The sequence below is a fragment of the Adlercreutzia equolifaciens genome, from assembly GCF_029076695.1.
GTDB lineage: Bacteria > Actinomycetota > Coriobacteriia > Coriobacteriales > Eggerthellaceae > Adlercreutzia > Adlercreutzia equolifaciens_A.
Genome location: NZ_JARFIK010000001.1, coordinates 371,645 through 392,022, shown reverse-complemented (window position 1 = coordinate 392,022; position 20,378 = coordinate 371,645). Strand labels below are relative to the sequence as shown.

The following is a 20,378-nucleotide window of genomic DNA, read 5'->3' as shown; positions in this document are numbered from 1 at the left end:
GAAATCACAGGCTTTCATCAATTGTTTTTCGTCTTGAGGCTGACCCATACTGACTCTTGTCGATTCAACCTGTATCGACGATTTCGAGACCGCGTAGATACATGCGCGGACCAAGGAGGGAGTCATTATGTCTCAAAAGAATCTTTCCCGTCGTACGTTTCTGACCGGGACCGCTCTTGCTGGCGCCGGGGCCGCCCTTGCGGGTTTGGCCGGCTGCGCACCCGCCGCAGAGGACAAGGCCAAGGGTGAGGAGGCGTTGAGCCAGACGGGTGCGGAAGCTCCCGCGGCTACGGCCTCTGCAGGCGACTTTGCCATCGCCGCTGTGAAGGTAGCCGACGCGGGCACGCCTGTGAAAGAATGCGACTACCTGGTTATCGGTGCGGGCAACTGCGGCATGATGTCGGCGGCTCACGCAGGATCACTCGGCCTTTCCACCATTGTCCTGGAGAAGACGTCCATCACGTCGGGCTCGTCCGTAGGCACCGAGGTAACCATGGGCTTCTCCGACAACAAACCGATCATCGAAGGCGCCAAGGATCCCAATATTGTCAACGTGTCTCAGGAAGCTGGTACGCCTGCGGAAATCTACGATTGGTTCATGAAGCACAACTCCTATAAGGCGAACGCCGAACTGGTGTCCAACTACATCAAGAACAACCATCGCCAGCATGACTTCTTGTACGATCACGGTGCGCGTCCCATGATGCTGCTCCCCTCGCTTGATGCCCCTACCAACGGCATCATGTACGAAGGTCAGGGCATCGGTGCCCATGACGTGATGGAAAGCGCTGCTCGTGAGTACGGCGTCGAGATTCTTGTTGAGTCGCCGGCAACGGCGCTGGTAGTGGACGATCAGGGGGCTGTCGTGGGAGCGATGGCTACCATCGATGGATCTGAGGGCTATGTGGCCGCTAAGGCAGTGTTCGTGGGCACGGGCGGTTTCTCGAACAATGAGGCCATGGTGGAAGCCCTTATTCCGGGATGGGGACCGCTGGCCTGGAAAAACGATGGTCATCTGGCCCACGATGGCGATGGCATCTGCATGATGCTTGGCGCCGGCGCCGTGCCTTCGGACACTTCTTTTGCCCAGCCCGCTGGCTCGGGTGTTGAGGGAGCTACGTGGGAGTCTGCCATTGATCGTGCCGGCCGTGAGCCCTATTTGTGGGTGAATCGCGTGGGCGAGCGCCTGGCTAACGAGAAGTGGACCACGATGGATCAAACCTACAAGGTGGCCATTAACCAGGACGACTACTGCTACTTCAATATCATCGACAGCAATGCCGTTAAGCGTATGCAGACGGAGCCGTTCATGTGCGACGCCCGTACCGTGCTTGGCTCGAACGACCCCATGGAGAACATGGGCGAAGAACTTGAGGCCGGCGTAGAGTCGGGTCTGCTGTACAAGGGGGAGACCTTGACGGAGCTGGCCCAGGCCGCCGGCATTGATCCTGAGGGGCTCGAAGCTACGGTGGCGGCCTACAACGAGCTGTGCAAGAAGGGCGAGGACGATCAGTTCTTCAAGCCGGCGGAGTATCTGTTCGCCCTGGAGGAGGGTCCGTTCTATGCGCTGCGCAACATTCCGGGATGGTACTCCACGCTTTGCGGCGTGAAGATCAACGGCAAGATCCAGGTTATCGATGAAACGGGCCATGCCATTCCCGGCCTGTATGCGGGTGGCCTCGACTCTGGCGAGTTTTTCAAGGACGATTACTACCACGGCTTCTCGGGTAGCTGCTCTGGCTACTCTTACTTCACCGGTTTCTTTGCTGCTGATATGGCCAAGGAGTACATCGATTCGCTGTAGGAAGCCACCCTCCCTGTTTCCTTCAGCTTATTGAAGGCTCCAACCTCTGCGGTTGGCGTCCATGTGAGCCCGGCTCCGGAATATTTCGGGGCTGGGCTTCCTGGATTCTTCAGGGGTCTGGGTTCGCGTTGTTGGTCAATCGGAGCCCGTTTTCCATCGGGCACGGCGAATTGGCTTCTTTTTGGTCAATCAGCCCGCGTTTTCCATCGATTCGACTATTGAGATGAGCTGTTTTTGACCACCCTTTTGAGGCGCTTCAAGAAATACCAGGTCAGAAGCGCGCTCATTTTTCCTTGATGGAAGTTGACGAAGCCAAACAGCGGAAAACGCCGGCTGATTGACCAAAAAATGCTTGTTGACTAAGCGTCGATGGAAAACACTCAGAATTTGACCACTTCCAGCAGGGAGGAACCCTCCGAACTCGATCTCCTTCGGGAGGGGCGGTCGTGGAGCACCGCGCTATTACCGTCTTATTAACTATAAGTCAACATATCAACAATAAAAAATTACCTTAACGGTATGTATTTCTCGAAAAACGGTGATTATTGCCGTCATTGAAGGGCTTCGAACGTGGTACCGTGACAGCTTGGGGCGATCCTGCCCTGAATCGAATAGGAGGAAACCATGTTCAAAGCTAACGTAGGTTCCAGTACGGCTGCTGATGCTCGCGCTGCGGGCAAGGAAGCTGCTGCTCAGGCAGCAGCCGGCCTCGACGCCACGCAGGTGGCGCTTGTGTATTGCAGCTGCGATTACGATGTTAACGAAGTAGTGGCCGGTGTGGGCGAGGCTCTGCCCGAGGTGCCCGTGCTCGGCAACACTTCTTTCACCGGCGTTGTTGTGCCCGGCGCTGGTTATGTGGGCGGCGACACCCCGTTCGTGGGCGTCATGGCCCTGTCCGATCCTGGCATGACGGTGGGCGTGGCCGCGGCCGATCGTTCCCAGAACAGCGATCCCACCGAGGCGGGCGCCGCTTTGGCTACGGCTGCCATGGAGGCTGCGGGCCGCGCTGACGCTCCCGACTTCTTCTACATGGCCGCTTCTCCGGCTGAAGAGGAGTTCTACCTGAAGGGCATCTCCACCGTGGTGGGCCGCGTGCCGTTCTTCGGCGGCTCGGCTGCCGACAACTCCATCGCCGGCGAGTGGAAGCTCTACGCTACGGGCGAGTCCTTCGCCGATGGCTGCGTGGCTGCTTTCTTCTGGGACGCTCCGGCCATGACCAACGTGTTTACCGGCGCCTATCGCGAGACCGAGGACTTCGGCGTCATCACCAAGATCGACGGCAACCGCACCCTGGTGGAAATCGACGGCGTTCCGGCGGCGAAGAAGTTCCAGGAGTGGACCGGCTGCACCGACGAGGACATTGCCGGCGCCAACCTGCTGGCCTACACCGTGTGCTCGCCGCTGGGCGTGAAGGACCGCCTGGGCGACCTCATCGCTATCCGCCATCCCATGAACGGCAACGACGACTTCTCCATCAACGTGGGTAACAACCTGGCCGAGAAGACCTGCGTCATCCGCATGGAGGCCACGGTGGACGAACTCATCCAGTCCGTACCCGACACCCTGCGCGAGCTGATCGAGCGCATGCCCGGTGAGCCGGCAGCCTTCCACCTGGTGCACTGCGGCGGTCGTCGTGCCGGCATCGATGCTCGTATCGGCGAAGTGGCCGACGCGGTGGCCGAGGTGTGCGGCGACACCCCGTACCTCATGGAGTTCACCTTCGGCGAGTATGGCTTTGAGAGCGACAACAACAATACCTGCGGTGGGTTGATGCTGTCCTTTACGGGTTTTAGTGCTTAGCACTAAAACCCCGACGCTGCGGTTCCGACAGGCACCTGGCGTTGCCCCTTGTTTGGGGCACGGCGCGGCACAAAGGCCGCTTGGCCCCAAGGCGGGGCAATTCCAGGCACCTGTCGGACCCTCGCTGACTTCCTTGGGCGAACCAGTGAGATTGAGAAATAATAATTATTTAAAGGAGCACTCTGTATGAAGATGTTTATTGATGGCAAGGCGGTTGATTCTTCGGACGGCGCTACCATTGACGTTACCAATCCGGCTACGGGCGAACTGGTGGACACTGTCCCCGCTGCTACGGCCGAGGATGTGGCCCGCGCCGTGCAGTGCGCCAAGGCGGCCCAGGTAGAGTGGAACAAGGTGCCGGTGTGGAAGCGCGCCGAGTACATGATGGCCTTCCTGGACCTGGTGGAGCGTGACAAGGAGAAGCTGGCCCGCACCCTGTCCGAGGAAACCGGCAAGCCCATCACCGAGGCCCGCGCCGAGATCGGCAACATTCCCATCGCGTTCAAGGCTTTCTCCGAGCGCGCGAAGCACCTGTACGACGAGGTCGTTCCTGCGGGCATCGAGCAGGGTCAGGACACCACGCTGCTCATCACTCGCCGCGAGCCCCTGGGCGTGGTGGCCGCGGTCATCCCGTTCAACTTCCCCTGCGATCTGTTCGATCAGAAGGTGGCCCCGGCTCTGCTGTCCGGCAACGCCGTCATCGTGAAGCCCTCCACGGACAACCCGCTGACGCTGTGCATGCTGACGGCCCTGCTGGGCGAGGCCGGCGTGACGCCGGGCGCCGCCCAAATTGTCACAGGCCGCGGCTCGGTGGTGGGCCACGAGCTGACCAGCAACCCCGATGTGGATCTGGTCACCCTGACCGGCTCCACCGAGGTGGGCATCGAGACCGCCGAGGTGTGCGCGAAGACCCTCACCCATACGGCGCTTGAGCTGGGCGGCAACGACGCCTTCATCGTCATGGACGACGCCGATCTGGATCTGGCCGCCGACGAGGTGCTGTGGGGCCGCATGTACAACGCCGGCCAGGTGTGCTGCGCCTCCAAGCGTTTCCTGGTGCAGGAGTCGGTGGCTGACGAGTTCGCGCAGAAGGTGGTCGACCGCGTGAGCAAGATCAAGACCGGCATGCCCTCCGAGGACTCCACCGAGCTGGGCTGCCTCATTTCCGAGAAGGCGGCGAAGAAGGTGGAGGAGCAGATCCAGCTGACCGTGCAGCAGGGCGGCAAGATTGTCCTGGGCGGCGGCCGCGATGGCGCCTTCATCGAGCCGACGGTTATCGTGGACGTGCCGAAGACGGCGGATGTGGCCATCGACATGGAGATCTTCGGTCCCGTGGTGCCCATCATCAAGTTCAAGGACGAGGCCGAGGCCATTGAGATTGCCAACGCTTCCATGTTCGGCCTTTCCGGCTGCATCTTCTCTCGCGACCAGAAGCTGTGCGCTCGCGTAGCCACGCAGCTGGAGTGCGGCGGCGTGGTTATCAACGGCGCCAGCTTCTACCGCTCCTTCGAGCAGCCCTTCGGAGGCTACAAGTACTCCGGCATCGGCACCGAGGGCGTTATGAGCACCTTCGACGAGATGACGCACACCAAGTCCATCATCTTGAAGAACATCCTGTAGCGCGCAGCGCGTCATAGGAATCGCATGGTCGAGGTGGGGCCCAATCGGGCCCCGCCTCTCTTTCCGCCCCTTTCCGAGGGGCGGAACCGGGCCGGGGAGCGAAAGCCCCCGGCCTTTTGCGTCTGCGCCCCGCGTGCCCTCCAACTAAGGTGCGAAATTTGATGGAGAAACGCCCTTCCCCAAAAAGCCGAGTGTTCGTATCATGGTTTACATTGGATTAGCGTGCAATCCGCGCCAGGGGGAAGGAGTTGCCATGCAAATCATCGAGGAGAAGGTCTACGCGTTTTCGAAGGATAATCCTCCGTGTGCCACGGCCCAGCCGGGCGAGGTGCTGATGTTCCGATCGCTTGACTGCTTTTCGGGCCGCTTGACGGACGAGTCGGTCACCATGAAGGACATGGACTTCTCTTACAACATCACCAATCCTGCCGCCGGTCCCGTGTATGTGGAAGGCGCCGAAGTGGGCGATGTGCTGGTAGTGGACATCTACGACATTCAAGTAGCCGACGAGGGCACCATCGCCACCGACGATCACTGCGGTCCGCTGTTCGAGGGCACACCCTATCGCACGAAGAAGATTCCCATCGTGGACGGCATGGCGCAGTTCAACGACATTCGCTTTCCCATCAACCCCATGATCGGCGTTATCGGTACAGCGCCGGCCGAGGGAGCTCCCGCCGACGGATTCGTGGGCAACTACGGCGGCAACATGGACAACAAGCTCATCACCAAGGGCACGCGCCTGTACTTCCCTGTGCGGGTGCCGGGGGCGTTGCTGCAGATGGGCGATGTCCACGCCACCATGGGCGACGGCGAATTGTGCGGCACCGGCATCGAAATTGCGGCGGACATCACCGTGCGCGTCAGCCTCATCAAGAACTTCGAGCTGCACTGGCCCGTGCTGGAAACCTTCGGCCCCGCCGGGAAGTGGTACGTAAACGCCAGCGCCCAGGAGTACAACGAGGCCCTCGTGTGCGCCGCGAAGGAACTGCAGCGCCTGCTCATGCGCGTAACCGGCTGGGACGCCACGGATACCTACATGTACATGTCCGTGCAATCTGATGTGGAAATAAGCCAGGGATGCAAGCCGTGCGAAGTGCAGCTCTCGCTGCGCATGGGCACGCCGAAACTGCCTGAATTTACCCCTCTAGTGGGATAAAGAGTTGCCTGTGTAATCACGGTAAATACGGGCAGCGCATAATGGGCTCGCCTATCGGTGCTGCGCGACGCTGCGATGAGTGGAGACGTCGCAACTTCGCGTAACAGCGATATCTCGAGAACGGTCAGGGGAAGACCGAAGCATCGATTCAAGGAGAGGGCGATTTTCGCCCTATCGATGGAGGAAGGAGACGGTATGTCGAAACCCGCTCAATCGTCGAGCCTTTCGGCGGACAGCAAGTCCCTCGAGAAGTTCGGCTACAAGCAGGAGCTGCGCCGCGGCTTGGGCTTGTGGGACGTCGTGCTCTATGGCGTTCTGTTCATGGTAATTATTGCGCCCCACTCCATTTGGGGCCTGGTCCAGCAGGACTCGCTGGGCATGTCCACGCTGGTCTACATCGTGGGCTTTGTGGCAATTTTCTTCACCGCGCTCAGCTATGTGCGCATGAGTAACCGGTTCCCCATTGCTGGTTCCGTGTACTCCTACGTGCAGCGCGGCATCAACCCCCACGTGGGCTTTATCTCTGGCTGGCTGATCCTGCTGGACTACTGCATCACGCCGGCCCTGCTCTACGTCATGGTGGCTAACTGGGGCACCATGTTGGTACCGGGTAGCCCCTGGTATCTGTGGGTCATCGTATTCGTGATCTTCAACACCTTCGTGAACATCCGCGGCATTTCTATGACACGCGGCATCGACCTGGTCATCTTCATTGTGGAGATCCTGGCCGTTATCGCCTTCATCGCCCTGGGCACGAACTTCATCCTGGGCGGCGGTGGCGCCGGCGAATTCAACGCCGATCCGCTGTGGCAGCCCGGCAAGGTGGACGCGCACTTCCTGGCCGCGGGCATCTCCATCGCAGCCCTGAACTTCCTGGGCTTCGACGGCATCTCCACCCTGGCCGAGGAGACCAACCGCCCCGAGAAGAACATCGGTCGCGGTATCCTGATTGCCCTGGGCATCATCATCGTGTGCTTCGTGGCCCAGACCTACATTGCCTCGCTGGTGCAGCCCGACTGGCAGAGCTGGACGCCCGAGCATGCCGAGAACGCCTGGTTCTACGGCTGCCAGATGGTGGGCGGCGATCTGTTCATGAACCTCATGCTCATCATCAACATTGTGGCTATCGGTATCGCCAACATCATGAACGCCCAGCTGGCTGCTTCGCGCCTGCTGTACTCCATGGGCCGCGACAAGGTGATTCCCGCCATCTTCGGCAAGGTGCACCCCAAGTACCAGACCCCCTGGGTCGGCGCCATCTTTATCGGCGCTGTGGCGCTGGTGCTGTCGCTCATCCTTACCATGGCCGACCTGGCCACGCTGGTGAACTTCGGCGCTCTGGCCTCGTTCATCATGCTGAACTTCGCGGTGTTCTGGTTCTTCTTCGTTCGCGAGAAGAAGCGTCGCACCGTAGGCGATTGGGTGAAGTATGTCGTGTGCCCGTGGCTCGGCATCATTATTCTAGGTTACGTGTTCACCGGCTTCGATGTCATGACCTATGCGCTGGGCGTGTCCTGGTTTGTTATTGGTTTCATCATTTGCGCGGTGAAATCGAAGGGCTTCAAGGAAGTGCCCGAGGCGTTCAAGAACCTCGATGTGTAAGTAGTTTTCTGGCAACATCTTCCCCCGCATCGATGAGGGCTCCCCGTGAAGGCGGGGAGCCTTCTTGTATACTGAGGAAAACTATCCGGATGAAAGGATGTCCCTATGTCCGAGAAAACTATCCTGTCGCGCCGCCCCTTGCTTGCAGCGGCCGCGCTTTCCCTAGCTGTGGCCTTGCTTTTGGCGTTGTCGGGTTGCATTACAACGAACCCGCAGACTAACGATGCTTCCCAAGGTGCGGACAATCCCCAAAGCGCAGCGGCTCCTCAAGGCCGCTCCACCGAAGATACGCCTTCCCAGGATTCCGCCCAGGGCGATGTGGTGAGCACTGCCATGGTGGTGTACAACGACGGCAAGACCGTGCTGTTCGCGGACCAGGACACCGGCAGCCTGTACTATCCGACGCTCACCGGCGCCACGGGCGATCCCGATGACGTGCTGCGCGGCCTCGACGGCGATGACATCGACCTCGACGAGCTGGCTGTGGGCAACATCGTGCGTGTAACGGGCAACGGCATCATGCTGGAAAGCTATCCGGGCCAGTACCCGGGCATCACCAAGGTGGAAGTCATCGAGCGGGGCAACCCCTCTGACGCCGATCAGTACGCCGAAGAGATCAGCCAGGTTATCGTTACCCCCGATCCCGCCGATGTGCCGTCCAGCTATGTGGAGTACACCACCGACATGGCTCAGGCCTCGGTGCTGCTGGAAGCCTACGAGTACGAATGGGTGGTGCCCCAGAACGGCGACCGCAAGGCCGGCGAGCAGGAGCTTGAAGGATCTGCCGACGACCGCCAGGGTGTTATCAAGCAAGGCATCAACGACGCGCGCATTTCCGGACCAGTTGAGGCGCTGGTGGGATTCTCCGTGGCGCCCACCAATGTAGTAATAGAGCGCACGCCCCTGGTGAATACCAGCACGCCCGCTATTGATCCCCGTGCCGAGGATCAGCTGGTGCCCGTTACGGTGCAGGCCGATGGTTCGGTAACCTTCACCATGGAGCCCAACTATCTGTACGAAATTGACGCCGACTTCTCCCAGGGAGAGGCCAGCTACGCCTTCTACACGCTGAGCTAGCAAGGCATCACGCACGCTATGGCCCAGGGATCACGGACGTCTTCCTACGCCCGGCGCTACGAGCGCTGGGCGGCCCCCTTGCGAGGCCGGGAGGGAATCGTTCGCGGTCTGGGCTTGGCGAACCGCGTCATTGTGTGGGTGTTCTATCTTGCCTACGCGCTATTGGTGGGGTTGATCCTGCCGGGTACTTTCGGAGACGAAGGCCTGTCGACCGTTGCCGCGGTGCCTGGTTTCAAGGCGCTGGCATTTTGGGATACGCCGCTCCGCTGCCTTTCTCTTGCAGGCGCGGTGGTGGTTATTCCCGCGCTGGGCTTCGTACTGCTCTCCTTGGTGAGAGCGAAGCTGGATGTGCCGCGTCCAGCCGAAGGGGCCGGTATAGAGCCCTTGGTTCCTCGGCCAGGCACGGGTCGCTCCTTTCCTAGCCGTCATGCATTTTCCGCCTTCGCCATCGCAGCCAGTTGGTGGGTGGCAAGTCCGACCGTTGCTGTCGTGCTGCTCGTGTTCGCGGGCTTGTTGGCGGTCCTGCGCGTTGTTGCCGGCGTCCACTATCCGCGCGATGTGGTGGTTGGTGCCGCCATTGGTGTGGCCACCGGCGCATTGGTGGTGGCCATGGCAGAGCTTCTCAAAATGATGATGTGACAAAGGCAGAACAATCTATTGACCTGGTCTTGGCAACCACCAGGCGCCTTGAAGTTGCGCAAAAAGATGCCGCAAGTTGGTGGCGCGCTACAGATCTGGCAGGTAAGGTGAAGGCGTTGATCAACCACCGAGGATGGGGAAACGGAGATGCCGTTCGACGGCAAAACCTCCGAAGCGGAAACGCCTCTTAAAGACAAGCCGCCGAAGTTCGCCGCCCTCGGCCGACCTGCCCAACGCTATCATGAAAGAACACACCATGAGTTTTCGCAACAACCTCCAATACCTGCGCGCTTCCCACTCCATGACCCAAGAGCAGCTGGCCATGCTGCTGGGCGTGAGCCGTCAATCTGTGACGAAGTGGGAAGCGGAAAAGTCCTATCCGGAAATGGATAAGCTGCTGAAGATGTGCCAAATCTTCGATGTCTCCTTGGACGACTTGGTCCAAGGAGACGTCACCGCCACACCGGTGACGGCCGCTGCCCAGGCCAAGGCCCAGGTGCTGCGGGCCAATGCCGGTGGGCCGCCCCAAGATGTGTGCGGCTACGACGAGCACATGCGCGCCTTCGCCGCCAAAATAGCCACGGGGGTGTTGGTGGTCCTTCTGGGCGTGGCCCTGCTGATGGCCGTCGAAGGATGGGCCGAGACCTACCAGCCTGCCCTGGAGGCCCTGGGGCTCATCCCCTTGTTCGTCGCCATCGCTGCCGGCGTGGCGCTGTTCCTGATAGCGGGCTTGCAGCATACGGAATTCCAGCGCAATCACCCTTTTATCCAGGACTTTTATACAAGCGACGATCGGCAGCGAGCCCAGCGCTTCTTCGCCGTCACCTTGGTGGCGGGCATTGCGTTCGTTTTTACGGGCATTGTGGCCATGGCGTGTACTGACGCAGCCTCGGAGTTCGTTCAGATGGAGGCGGCGGCCCTTATGATGGGGTGCTTCGCCGTGGGCGCGTTTCTCATCGTCTACGGTTCCATGCTGCTGGGTCGTCTCAACATTGCCAACTACAATCAGGCGCGCGAGCAGGCGCTGGCCGAAGGGGAGTTGTGGGAAGGTCTGGCGAGCATGGACCTTGCCACCTTGCGCAGCACCTATACCGACGAGCAGCTCTGTGCGATGCTGGGGGTGGAGCAAGCCACCGACGAGGAGCTGCTGCGCGTGCGGGCGCGCCTTGAGCGCCGGCGCCGCAAGGGCCAGATCACCGGAGGGTTGTGCGCCATCATTATGATTGTGGCCACTATCGCCGGCCTGGTTATGCTGTTCGTACCGGGCTACCAGACGCCGCGTTTCTGGATGGCCTGGGCCATCGGCGGCCTGCTCTGCGCCGTGTCCGCTATTGCCGTCAGCTCCTTCGTCAAGGATGACCCCACAGTCTAGGATCACGGCACAAAAGAGGCGCCCCGAAGGGCGCCTCGAATGAAGGTGCGTTGTCTGTTCGGCGTGCGTTTTAGCGGCCGTTGGCCTCGCGCTGCGCTTCCTCGTAGTAGCGGTCGATGGCGTAGCGGGTGATGTTCGAGCGGTTGATGATGCCCACCATGCGCCCGTTCTCCAGCACCGGGGCCTTCTTCAGGTGGCCCTCCGACAGAACGCGGGCCACTTCGCCCAAGTCGTCGTTCACGTCCACGGAAATCACGCGCTTCGTGGCAATCTCGCTGACCGGCAGAGCCATGGTCTCGCGCAGCGTGGCGTCGAAGTCGGCGTTCTCGCGCTCCACCACGAAGGACCAGGCGGTCTTGAAGGCCGGCACCTGGTCGGCCAGGGAGGCCATGATGTCGCCGTCGGACACGAAGCCCACCACGCGACGGGCCTCGTCAACCACGGGCGCACCGGAGATGCCCTTGTCGGCGAACAGCTCCATGGCCTGGGCCACCGAGGTAGTGGGAGAGACGGTGAACACATCGGTCTTCATGATGGCGGCCAAGGTGTCGGAAGCCGCGGCGGCCGCCCCAGCAGCAGCGCCCTCGGCGGCTTCGCCCCACGCGGCTTGCGGAGCGGCGTCCACGATGGGCTTTGCGGCCGCGCGGCGAATCCACAGAGCCAGGAAGAAGCCCACCAGGGCGAACACGCCCACCAGCACGCCGGAGGCCACCATACCGCTGGTAGCGGCTTCAGCGGCGGCAACGCCCGAGGCAGCCGCCGAGGCGCCCACCAGCGCGTAGACGCCGGTGAACACCGAAGAGCCGAAGCAGCCGGCAATCTGGAAGCCCGTGGACATGACGGTCACGCCGTGAGGGTTCATCTCGGGCGGCAGCTTCGACAGGGCGAAGGACTGCACCGGGCCGATGATAAGCGCCGAGCCGCAAATGACGGGAATGTAGATGATGGCCAGCAGTACCGGCGAGGCCGTGGCGATGAACAGGGCCGTCAGCACCGAGAACACCGCGATGCAGGCGAAGCCCACGGGCAGCAAGATGCCCGGACCGTGCTTGTCGTAGATGCGTCCCGCGAGAGGGGAGGCGGCGCAGGAGCACAGGATGGCAGGGAACAGCGTCAGCGAGGCCACCAGCGGCGGCGTGCCCAGTACCGACTGCATGAAGGTGGGCACGATGATGTTCATGGCGAAGATGGTCACCAGGGAAAGCATGTTGGCGATAACGCCCACCGCGAAGGGCGGGATCTTCAGCGGACGCAGATCGATCAGCGGCTCGGCCAAGGTGCCCTGGCGCTTCACGAAGAACACGAGGGCGATAATGCCCACTACGGCAGCGCCCACGGCCACGGGCACCGAGCCCGCGAAGATGGTGGACACGCCGTACAGGATGCCGATGAGCGCCACGCCGATAAGGGCCACCGAGGCGGCATCGAGCTTCGGATGCGTCAGGTGCGCGATGTCGCGCAGGATGAACGCGCCGCACAGCAGGCAGATAAGCGACAGCCCGGCGAACACCCACAGAAGCATGTTCCACGGGGCAATGGCAAGAATCAGGCCGGCCAGGATAACCGAGGAAGAGGGTCCCAGGGTGGTCATAGCGCCCATGATTCCCATATAGGTGCCCAGCTTCTCGCGGGGCGCCACCTCCAGGGTGATGTTCATGCCGATGGGGATGAGCATGCCCGTGCCCAGGGCCTGCACGATGCGGCCCACCAGCAGCACGGCGAAGTTAGGCGCCAAGCCGCCGATAATGGAGCCGATGACCAGCAGGGCCGTGGTGGCGCAGAACAGCGGACGCGTGGGGAACGAACGGTAGGCGAAGGCCGACACCGGCACCATGACGGCCGCGCCCAGCATGTAGGCGGTGGCCAGCCACTGAACCGTGGACACGTCCACGGACAGGGCCTCCATGATGGGGGCGAAGCCCACGTTCAAAAACGTCTCGTTGAAGGTGGCCAAGAAGGCCGCGAAGGCGGCAACGAAGAGAATAGCCGCGGGGTTTTGCTGCTTGGTGGCGGCAGCGGGTGATGCTTGATGGGACACCGATTTCCTCCTTCCGCAGCGCGCGGCGGGCAAATCGGATCAGGCAGAGGAAGAGCGCAGTGGGCATGACGTCACGGCGGAAGTCTTTCCTGTGCCGTGATCAGATTTACGCGCCGCCCGGCGCTACATGTGTCGTTTGCAGTGCTTATTAAATTGTGCGAGTTGACAGGTTATCACGAAAAGGGCGCGAAACGCGCCCTTCAATTCCGTGAATGGAGCCGCCAGACCCCGTTCTTTGTGGTGAAATGCGGCCGTGCGCTACTCGGCAACTACCTCGGCGATGACCTCGCCCAAGCGGCGAATGCCGTCGCGGATGGTGTCCTCATCGGCGTTGGTGAAGTTCAGGCGCATGGTGGAGTGCTTGCCCGGCTCGGCGTAGAACGGATCGCCCGGCACGAAGGCCACGTTGCGCTCCAGCGCCTTATCGAACATATCCATGGTGGAAATGCCCTCGGGAAGAGTGACCCACAGGAACATGCCGCCCTCGGGCTTCGTGAAGGAGACGTTCGCGGGGAAGTACTCGCCCATGGCCTCCACCATGGCCGCGGCCTGCTTACCGTAGAGATCGCGGATCTTCACCAGGTGCTCGTCCAGATCGTTGTGGGTCAGGTAGTCGTACACCACGTACTGGGAGAACACGTTGGTGTGCAGGTCGGCCGCCTCCTTGGCGGTGTTCAGGGCCTTCAGCAGCGCATGGTCTTTCGTGAGCAGGTAGCCCATGCGGAAGCCGGGGGTGACCGTCTTCGAGAAGGAGCCCATGATGACACCGTGGGGGTGGTTCACGCCGCCGATGTAGGGCAGCGATTCTCCCTCGAAGCGCAGCTCGCCGTAGGGATCGTCCTCCACCACCACAATGTTGCGGTTGGCCAGGGCCTCGCGCACCTGGCGGCGGCCCTCCTCGGTGTAGGTAAGGCCCGTGGGGTTCTGGAAGTTCGGGATGAGATAGATCATCTTGGCGCCGGCGTCCAGGGCCTCGTTGAGCTCTTCGATGTTCAGGCCGTCCTCGGTCAATTCCACTTCGCGGAAGACCGGCTGGTTGAGAGCGAAGGCCTGGATGGCAGCCAGGTAGGTGGGCTTCTCCACAATGACGCCGTCGCCCTTGTCCAACAGCACCTTGCCCAGGAGGTCGAGCACCTGTTGGGAGCCGGTGGTGATAAGTACGTCGTCGGCTACGTAGTCGGTGCCGAAGCGCTTGTTGTAGCGATCGGCAATCCAGCCGCGCAGCTCTTCGATGCCGGCCGTGGCGGAATACTGGAAGGCATCGGCACCGCGCTCGGCCACCACGCGCTCCATGGACTCCATCAGCTTTTCCTGGGGGAAGGAGATGGGGTTGGGCAGACCGCCGGCGAAGGAGGTGACGTTCGGATCCGAAGCGGCCTTCAGGATAGCGCGCACGAAAGAGGGCGGCGTGTTCGTGATGCCGTCGGAAAGAAGCTCGTCAATTTCAAAGGTGGTGTCTGCCATAGGGTCCTCCGCTCGTTCGGCGCGGGACGATGGTCTCGCAGCCGCTTCCTTAGGGAAATGCTCTCGGAACCATTGTTCCACTAACAAGCGGCCGCGCAACCGTTATTTCGGCCCAAGCGTGGAAGAAAGCGCCGTGAGGGGCGGTTATGCCTTCCCTGATGAGAGGTCACCCCGCAAGGTGGCGATAACGTGAGGAACTAACTTCGCCATAAGCTCACGGGGAAGGAGGGCGCGGCGCATGGACTGGTAGGCATCTCCATAGGCGGCGTTGGTGGTAAAGCACACATAGGCAGCTAGAGTTTGAGCTGCCAGATCGCCGGCATCAAGGGGCGCATCGTTGTCGGCAAGATCGACAATGAGCTCGTAGGTGCCACCCATGGCTTTGACGGCGCTTTGATGGCACGCGGCATCGGGTGCGCCCGTGGAAAAGGAGAAGGCCGACTGATAGTGCAGCATAATAATGTCGCTCATAATGCAGCGCTGAGAAAGAACATCGCGCGTGAGCGCAATCATCGATCGATCGTACAGGAGCAGCGAAAGGTACAGCTGGGTGAGATGGAGGGCTCGGGTAACGGGAAAGCTATCGCGAACTCCGGCCTCGGACAGAAGCTCGCGACAGCGTGCGGCTGCTTGAGAAACCAGCTCCAGAATGAAGAGCTCCTTTTTGGGGAAATGGCGCTGCACCAGCGGCCGGCCGCAGCCGCTTCTGAGGGCAATCTCGGTATAGCTGGAGGCGCTATACCCCTTTTCCTGCATAAGGGTAAAAGCCGCTGCGCGAATGCGGCGTTTGTTGGGATTTTCGGGCCTCGAGCTCATGGGGGTCCTCACTCTCGGGGGCGCCCTTTGTGGTAAAGGGCGCCCCGCTGCTGTCCGGTTTGGCTACAGGCGCTGCTTGAAGTCGTCGAACTTCTGGCGAATGGCCTGGCGCTTCTCTTCTATCTCCTGCTTGCGATCGGCCTTCTTCTGCGCGCGCAGCTCTTCCTTGGCCTGTTTGGCCAGCTGCTTCTGCACCTGGCGCTCCTGCTCCACTTCGTCGGCTACTTCGGCGGCGTCCCAGCGCATGATGACGCAGTCGTAGTCCTGCAGGCGCAGGTTGAACGCCGCTTCGTCAGTTTCCTGAACCAAAGCGATAATGGCCGTCTGGCCAGCTCCAAGGGTCTGGCTGACGTACTCGAGCAGCGTCGACTCGTCGTCGGCGTCCGAAGCGTCTACGATGCTGCCGGCAATGAGGCCGACTCCGCCGCACAGCAGCACCCCAAGCGGGCCGCCCAGAATGCCTAGCACGCTTCCCAGCAAGCCGCCTACCAGGGTGTTCGTTGCAGCATCGGTCTCCGAGTCGAACCCATCGACGGCAACGACGCGACCGTTCTCGTTCTTGAGGACGGCCATCTGCAAGATAGTGTAAGCAGAATTGACCGCATCGTTCTTCAGCTGAGAGAAGGCTTGGTAAGCCTGGCTCTCTACGTCAAAGGTGACCATAACGACATTTTCCACGGCAGTTCCTTTCTCGTTAAGCATACGCCAGAATGCATCGCATATAGTTGTATATGCGTATACCTGCATCATAAAAAGGTCGACGGCTATCGAAGGGCGGCTCCGTGGGTTGTTGCCGCTCCGCCCCCTCTTTGTCAGGCGTGGTAATTCTGACTGGGGGAGCCGCAAGGGTCCTCTTGCTCCCGCAAGAGGAGGGGCAGATGATAGAATTGCGGCTAAGACAAGGGAAAAGGGGTGCGGTATGGCCGAGGACTTCTGCGTAAGGCAGGGAACACTCGAGGACATTGACGATCTTCTGGTTATGTATACGGAAGTCCAGGAAGCCGTGGCGGGTACCGACAACGACCCGCTCTGGCGCGTGGGCGTGCATCCCTGCCGCGAGCAGCTTGAGGCTGCGGTGGAGGCCGACGCGCTTTTTGTTGGCTTCAAGGACGGCCAGGTGGTTGGTGCCCTCGTCTGCGACGAGACGGCGGCCCCGGGCTACGAGGCGGTGCCCTGGCAGGTGGATGCTGCGCCCGGGGAATTTGTCACAATCCACCTTTTCGGCATGCATCCGGCTTTCCGCGGGCAAGGCCTAGCCCGCCCCTTCATGGAGGCCGTGGAAGCAGAAGCGGCGCGCCGCGGTTACGGCGCCGTGCGCCTGGACACGCTTATCACCAATGTAGGAGCCCAGCGCACCTACGAGCGTTTGGGCTATCAGAACATGGGGCGCCATCATCTCACGTACGGCACCTACATCGACACCGAAGAGCCCCGCTTCGTGCTGTACGAAAAGGCGCTGTAAGGGGCGGCGCGCTGGGGGTCGACCGAGGCTCGTCGGCTACGCTCTTCTCGGGTCTCTGTTTCCTCGCCGTCGGGCAAAATCGCTCCTGAATGCGAAGGAAGCACGAATCCTAACTAGTCCTCGTCAACCTGGCCGATGCGCGTTTGTAGCTCTTTGGCCGAATGGACATCCAGCTTGCGATAGATATGCTTCTTGTGCGTGTTCACCGTGCTAACGGCAATGACCAGCTGCTCGGCAATGGCCGAGGGCTTCTTCCGCTGCGCCATGAGCAGCAGGATTTCTTCTTCGCGGGACGAGAGACCTGCTTCGCCAGCCAGCTCGTGGCACCGTAGGCCCAGGCGCGACCGCTCGAGCAACGGCGCCATGTCCTGGCCGACAGGTTGGCGAATGAGCGTGCTCCAACGACCTTGGAGATCAGGATCGGAAAACGTCCTCACGGCGGTGACGGCATAGAGAAGAGCCAAGAGGCTGCAGACAAGCGTTAGCGCAAGTCCTATCGATGAGGGGAAGGCGTGAGAAATACCGTTAAGAAGCAGATCGCCTGCCATACCTGCAGAAAGAGCGATGCAAATTTCAAGGGAATACAAGAAGGTCGAATTATAGAAGCTGCGATAAACCAAATCTCCCAAGATGCAGTACACAAGCATAAGACAGAGCTCGTAAGAAGCGCATACGAGAAACCCGGATATGAGGGGCAGGCCGGCACCGAAAAGCGCGTAGACGACAATAGCTGTCGCAATAAGGGCAATGGAGCACTGCCACAGCCATTTGAATTGGAAGTTATCGCCCTTGAGCGTGACAAGCGTGATGGCCAACAGGGCGGCTCCCAAAACGCCCGGGTTTCCGTTGGTGCCGGCGGCACTTCCGCCTAGCCCCAGGGCGAAAGAAAGTGTGAGCGTGCCCGTCACAACGAACAGAAGAGGACGCACGGGAAAAGCGCAGCGTGTTTCCTCGTGGGAGCTGTCTTTTTGTTTATTGTCAAAAGAGGGGGAGAGAACGGGGGTCTCTTTCGCGACGGCGTTGCGCGCAAGCCGAAGGAGCGCGATGGCGGCGAGAGCGACCAGTCCGAGCCATATTCCCTGGCGATCGGGCTGCATTCCCGACCCAAACCAGATGAGAACCACGCGCAAAACACAGCCAAGCGCATAAGCAAGGAGTAGGTCCGCGGGCTTCAAATGGCTGACCACTTCAAACCACATGACGAAAAGAAAGCCAAGACCCACCCCGCCGACGACGGCCGAGAGGGCCAGCAGCCAGGGAAGCCCGTCAAAGAGGAGCATTGCGCAAAAGCTTGTGGCAGTGGCCATAAGCAAGAGAGCAAGCGTCGTCGCTAGACACAGGGGACGCGACACCAGGGGGCGACTGATTTTTCCCAGTCGGAGAAGCAGGGCGACAAGGGCCATGGGGACGACCGAACTGAGATTGAATGTCTGAAAAACCGGTTCGGCAAGAGTCCCGAAGGAAAGCGGCGAATGAATAAAGCTCAGCTCACTCCAGGTGGAGACGAGTCCGATTCCCAAACAGCTGAGGGGAAAGCAAAGACGCATGCGAAGTAGAGCAAGAACATGGTGGATCTGACGCATTGGCTTTCCTTGGGGGAACGGGCGAGCAAAGAGAAGCGCGATGGTGGGGCAACGAGTCGAAGCTCTTTCGCGTGTTCGCATTGTACCCCACGGGAGAAGAAGAGACTCCGGTAGGGTACGTTCCTATGAGGGCGTTTAGTCAAATTACCCTGATTTTTTGGCTGATTTGGGTATGCCCTACCTCCACAATACCGTGGTTTTCGGCGGTGGATTGGGTCGCATGATTTCTTGCTGAACCGTAGGATTTTCTTAGCGAGAAGAGCCGGGCGCTTCCCAGGGAAGGGAGAAGCGTGGGAGAGGGCTCCTCGTATACTCTTGAAAGGAGATGGGATCATGGATCTGACGAGAAGGAATTTTCTCAAGGGAGCCGGCATGGCGGCGGGTGCCGCCGCGGTAGCGGGATTGGCGGGCTGCGCTCCCGAGGCACAGCCGGCGACGAGCGACGCTGAGACCCCCACAGAGCTCAGCAGCACCTCGGACGTGCGGTGGAGCTGGGATGCTGCGCCTGAGCTTCCTGCCGATGACCAGATTTCCGAAACTTACGACTGCGATATCTGCGTCGTCGGCTTGGGCGCCGCGGGCCCGGGCGCCATGTACTACGCCATGAAGAACGGCAAAAAGGTAGTGGCGCTGCAGAAGCTCGAGACCATGCACAACGGCGGCGGTGGCTGCGGTGTCTTCAACACCTCCGACCCCGAGAAGTACGGCCTTCCCGAGGGCTATGATTTCCAGACCATCATGCAGGGCTTGGTAGATGCAACCTGCGGAAAGACAAACCATGCGCTGATTCGTCGCATGGTGTTCAAGTCGGGACCGGCGGTGGAATGGCTGCGCGACAATATTCCCGGCGCCAATCTTGATTACGTTCTGCTGTCCGGTGATCACTTCGGCACGGCCTGGGCCATCGACGGGTGGGAATCCACCAAGGACGGCATCGGTATTGTCGGCGACTGGATTTGCAACTGGGCGCAGGAAAACGGCGGTACCATCCTGTACGAAACGCCGGCCACCCAGCTGATCAAAGACGACTCAGGAGCGGTAACGGGCGTTATCGGCCAGACCGCCGATGGCAGCTATGTGCGCGTTAACACCACCGATGGCGTCATTCTGTGCACAGGAGACATTTGCGATAACGAGGAAATGCTGGAGCGTTGGTTCCCCGAGGCCATCGGGCTTCCTCACTTTAATGCCCGCGACGGCCTGGACGGCGACGCGGTGAAGATGGGCACCTGGGTAGGGGCAGCCATCGAGCCGGTGGCGGCAAACTGCCAGCTTCACTTGGATGTAGCGGGCAATGCTCAGTTCAAGGGCGTGCCGTGGCTCACGGTAAACAACAAGGGCGAGCGTTTTATGAACGAGGGGCAGTGGTTCGAGTTCGTCACGAACTCCATTCTGCACCAGCCCAACCACGAGTGCTACCAGATTATCGACAGTCATCTGTTAGAGGGGATTCCGGCCTACAATCGCGCCTTCATGCCCCCGGACAACATGGAGGCTGTCGAGGGCATGGTTGCGGAAGGCACGGGCTTCAAGGCCGATAGCATTGAAGAGCTGGCCCAGCAGATCGGCATTGATCCCAGCCAGCTGAAAGCGGTGGTCGATCGTTTCAACGGGTTCGTGGACCAGGGAGCTGATGAGGATTACTTCTTGGATCCGAAGTACCTGAAGTACGCCGGTATCAAGGAGGGACCCTTCTATGCCTTCCATTACACGAACGGCATCAACTGCGTGGATGCCGGCTTGCTCGTGGATGACCAAATGCGCGTGCTTGCCGAAGACGGTCAGGTTATTCCGGGCCTGTGGGCCGCGGGCAATGCCTCGGGCGGCATGTTCGGTCCTGATTATCCGGCGCGCTACCTGGGGTTCTCGGTAGGCCGCTCCGTGACGGGCGGTATGGTGGCCGTGCAGTCTATCTTGGGCACGGTGGACGAGGACTTCTAAT

15 protein-coding genes are annotated in these 20,378 nt (G+C 60.7%); 10 read left to right on the top strand and 5 right to left on the bottom strand.

The window, feature by feature from the left end; genetic code table 11:
- Window positions 1-127: 127 nt before the first annotated feature.
- The 8 genes from PZH32_RS01335 to PZH32_RS01300 all read left to right on the top strand — a co-directional run bounded on the left by PZH32_RS01335 (window position 128) and on the right by PZH32_RS01300 (window position 11,073).
- A complete protein-coding gene (locus tag PZH32_RS01335) occupies window positions 128-1,804 on the top strand; it encodes an FAD-dependent oxidoreductase (RefSeq protein WP_275205835.1) in 1,677 nt (558 codons plus the stop codon).
- Window positions 1,805-2,428: 624 nt separating this feature from the next.
- Window positions 2,429-3,604 carry an FIST signal transduction protein gene (locus PZH32_RS01330; RefSeq protein WP_275205834.1) on the top strand — a complete coding sequence of 392 codons (1,176 nt, stop codon included), beginning with the start codon at window positions 2,429-2,431 and terminating at the stop codon, window positions 3,602-3,604.
- A 186-nt stretch (window positions 3,605-3,790) separates the two neighbouring features.
- Complete coding sequence (locus tag PZH32_RS01325; protein WP_275205833.1) at window positions 3,791-5,224, top strand: aldehyde dehydrogenase family protein; 1,434 nt, start codon at window positions 3,791-3,793, stop codon at window positions 5,222-5,224.
- A 253-nt stretch (window positions 5,225-5,477) separates the two neighbouring features.
- On the top strand, window positions 5,478-6,383 hold the full coding sequence (locus PZH32_RS01320; protein ID WP_275205832.1) for an acetamidase/formamidase family protein: 906 nt from the start codon (window positions 5,478-5,480) through the stop codon (window positions 6,381-6,383).
- A gap of 195 nt (window positions 6,384-6,578) precedes the next feature.
- Window positions 6,579-7,985: an APC family permease gene (locus PZH32_RS01315; protein WP_275205831.1), complete on the top strand. Its 1,407-nt coding sequence runs from the start codon at window positions 6,579-6,581 to the stop codon at window positions 7,983-7,985.
- Window positions 7,986-8,090: 105 nt separating this feature from the next.
- Window positions 8,091-9,062 carry a hypothetical protein gene (locus tag PZH32_RS01310; protein WP_275205830.1) on the top strand — a complete coding sequence of 324 codons (972 nt, stop codon included), beginning with the start codon at window positions 8,091-8,093 and terminating at the stop codon, window positions 9,060-9,062.
- 18 nt (window positions 9,063-9,080) lie between these two features.
- Window positions 9,081-9,701, top strand: a complete 621-nt coding sequence (locus PZH32_RS01305) for a phosphatase PAP2 family protein (RefSeq protein WP_275205829.1) — start codon at window positions 9,081-9,083, stop codon at window positions 9,699-9,701.
- A gap of 256 nt (window positions 9,702-9,957) precedes the next feature.
- Entirely contained in the window at window positions 9,958-11,073 is a 1,116-nt protein-coding gene (locus PZH32_RS01300; RefSeq protein WP_275205828.1) for a helix-turn-helix transcriptional regulator, read from the top strand.
- A gap of 70 nt (window positions 11,074-11,143) precedes the next feature.
- On the opposite strand, the gene PZH32_RS01295 is transcribed toward PZH32_RS01300, so the two are convergent.
- The 4 genes from PZH32_RS01295 to PZH32_RS01280 form a co-directional block, all read right to left on the bottom strand.
- Window positions 11,144-13,111, bottom strand: coding sequence for an MFS transporter (locus tag PZH32_RS01295; RefSeq protein WP_275205827.1), 1,968 nt, complete (start codon window positions 13,109-13,111; stop codon window positions 11,144-11,146).
- Window positions 13,112-13,369: 258 nt separating this feature from the next.
- Entirely contained in the window at window positions 13,370-14,575 is a 1,206-nt protein-coding gene (locus tag PZH32_RS01290; RefSeq protein WP_275205826.1) for a PLP-dependent aminotransferase family protein, read from the bottom strand.
- A gap of 144 nt (window positions 14,576-14,719) precedes the next feature.
- Window positions 14,720-15,391 carry a TetR/AcrR family transcriptional regulator gene (locus tag PZH32_RS01285; RefSeq protein WP_275205825.1) on the bottom strand — a complete coding sequence of 224 codons (672 nt, stop codon included), beginning with the start codon at window positions 15,389-15,391 and terminating at the stop codon, window positions 14,720-14,722.
- Between the two features lie 63 nt (window positions 15,392-15,454).
- Window positions 15,455-16,069 (bottom strand): DUF1269 domain-containing protein, encoded by a 615-nt coding sequence (locus PZH32_RS01280; RefSeq protein ID WP_275205824.1) that lies wholly within the window; start codon window positions 16,067-16,069, stop codon window positions 15,455-15,457.
- A 241-nt stretch (window positions 16,070-16,310) separates the two neighbouring features.
- Between PZH32_RS01280 and PZH32_RS01275 the strand changes: the two genes are divergently transcribed.
- A complete protein-coding gene (locus PZH32_RS01275) occupies window positions 16,311-16,853 on the top strand; it encodes a GNAT family N-acetyltransferase (RefSeq protein ID WP_275205823.1) in 543 nt (180 codons plus the stop codon).
- Between the two features lie 113 nt (window positions 16,854-16,966).
- Here PZH32_RS01275 and PZH32_RS01270 read toward each other — a convergent pair whose 3' ends face one another.
- Entirely contained in the window at window positions 16,967-18,436 is a 1,470-nt protein-coding gene (locus tag PZH32_RS01270; protein WP_275205822.1) for a helix-turn-helix transcriptional regulator, read from the bottom strand.
- Window positions 18,437-18,769: 333 nt separating this feature from the next.
- Between PZH32_RS01270 and PZH32_RS01265 the strand changes: the two genes are divergently transcribed.
- Entirely contained in the window at window positions 18,770-20,377 is a 1,608-nt protein-coding gene (locus tag PZH32_RS01265; RefSeq protein WP_275205821.1) for an FAD-dependent oxidoreductase, read from the top strand.
- Window position 20,378 lies beyond the last annotated feature (1 nt).

What these genes read in the sequence shown, in the direction of transcription:
- PZH32_RS01335 (WP_275205835.1), top strand. Translation starts at nt 128, where the DNA reads ATGTCTCAAAAGAATCTTTCCCGTCGTACGTTTCTGACCGGGACCGCT.
- PZH32_RS01330 (WP_275205834.1), top strand. Translation starts at nt 2,429, where the DNA reads ATGTTCAAAGCTAACGTAGGTTCCAGTACGGCTGCTGATGCTCGCGCT.
- PZH32_RS01325 (WP_275205833.1), top strand. Translation starts at nt 3,791, where the DNA reads ATGAAGATGTTTATTGATGGCAAGGCGGTTGATTCTTCGGACGGCGCT.
- PZH32_RS01320 (WP_275205832.1), top strand. Translation starts at nt 5,478, where the DNA reads ATGCAAATCATCGAGGAGAAGGTCTACGCGTTTTCGAAGGATAATCCT.
- PZH32_RS01315 (WP_275205831.1), top strand. Translation starts at nt 6,579, where the DNA reads ATGTCGAAACCCGCTCAATCGTCGAGCCTTTCGGCGGACAGCAAGTCC.
- PZH32_RS01310 (WP_275205830.1), top strand. Translation starts at nt 8,091, where the DNA reads ATGTCCGAGAAAACTATCCTGTCGCGCCGCCCCTTGCTTGCAGCGGCC.
- PZH32_RS01305 (WP_275205829.1), top strand. Translation starts at nt 9,081, where the DNA reads ATGGCCCAGGGATCACGGACGTCTTCCTACGCCCGGCGCTACGAGCGC.
- PZH32_RS01300 (WP_275205828.1), top strand. Translation starts at nt 9,958, where the DNA reads ATGAGTTTTCGCAACAACCTCCAATACCTGCGCGCTTCCCACTCCATG.
- PZH32_RS01290 (WP_275205826.1), bottom strand. Translation starts at nt 14,575, where the DNA reads ATGGCAGACACCACCTTTGAAATTGACGAGCTTCTTTCCGACGGCATC.
- PZH32_RS01285 (WP_275205825.1), bottom strand. Translation starts at nt 15,391, where the DNA reads ATGAGCTCGAGGCCCGAAAATCCCAACAAACGCCGCATTCGCGCAGCG.
- PZH32_RS01275 (WP_275205823.1), top strand. Translation starts at nt 16,311, where the DNA reads ATGGCCGAGGACTTCTGCGTAAGGCAGGGAACACTCGAGGACATTGAC.
- PZH32_RS01270 (WP_275205822.1), bottom strand. Translation starts at nt 18,436, where the DNA reads ATGCGTCAGATCCACCATGTTCTTGCTCTACTTCGCATGCGTCTTTGC.
- PZH32_RS01265 (WP_275205821.1), top strand. Translation starts at nt 18,770, where the DNA reads ATGGATCTGACGAGAAGGAATTTTCTCAAGGGAGCCGGCATGGCGGCG.